The sequence below is a fragment of the Flavobacterium sp. K77 genome (assembly GCF_021608205.1).
Classification (GTDB): domain Bacteria; phylum Bacteroidota; class Bacteroidia; order Flavobacteriales; family Flavobacteriaceae; genus Flavobacterium; species Flavobacterium turcicum.
Window position 1 is genome coordinate 1 of sequence record NZ_JAKIHO010000052.1, and the last position, 502, is coordinate 502.

Consider the following 502-nt stretch of genomic DNA (forward strand, 5'->3'; position numbering starts at 1 on the left):
GTACTCAGAGCGGGACTTGAACCCGCACGAACATTGCTGTTCACTGGATTTTAAGTCCAGCGTGTCTACCAATTTCACCATCCGAGCTTTGGTGTTGTGGTACCTCCAGGGATCGAACCAGGGACACATGGATTTTCAGTCCATTGCTCTACCATCTGAGCTAAGGTACCTTACTTAATGAAGTAAAAAATGCTAAAAAAAAAGCCCATCCGATTAGAATGGGCTTTCAAAGAAAGGCAACGACATACTCTCCCACATAACTGCAGTACCATCTGCGCTGGCGGGCTTAACTACTCTGTTCGGGATGGGAAGAGGTGAGCCCCGCCGCAATAATCACCTTAAGATTATTGTTTAAGGAGTTTCAAGTTTCTATAGTTTCAAGTTCTTCAACCTGTAACATTAAACTTCAAACTTTAAACATCCGCCACAGCGGACAAATATCTTAACATACTGAGATAAAGAACATAAAAAGCCTTGACTTGCCCTGAGCGAAGTCGAAGGG

Annotated in this window: 2 tRNA genes and 1 rRNA gene; all 3 read right to left on the minus strand. The window is 43.8% G+C overall.

The features are described 5' to 3' along the window. Position 1: 1 nt before the first annotated feature. Positions 2–87, minus strand: a tRNA-Leu gene (locus tag L1S34_RS14845). A 10-nt stretch (positions 88–97) separates the two neighbouring features. Then, positions 98–170, minus strand: a tRNA-Phe gene (locus L1S34_RS14850). A 61-nt stretch (positions 171–231) separates the two neighbouring features. Further along, positions 232–341, minus strand: a 5S ribosomal RNA gene (gene rrf, locus L1S34_RS14855). Between the last annotated feature and the right edge of the window lie 161 nt (positions 342–502).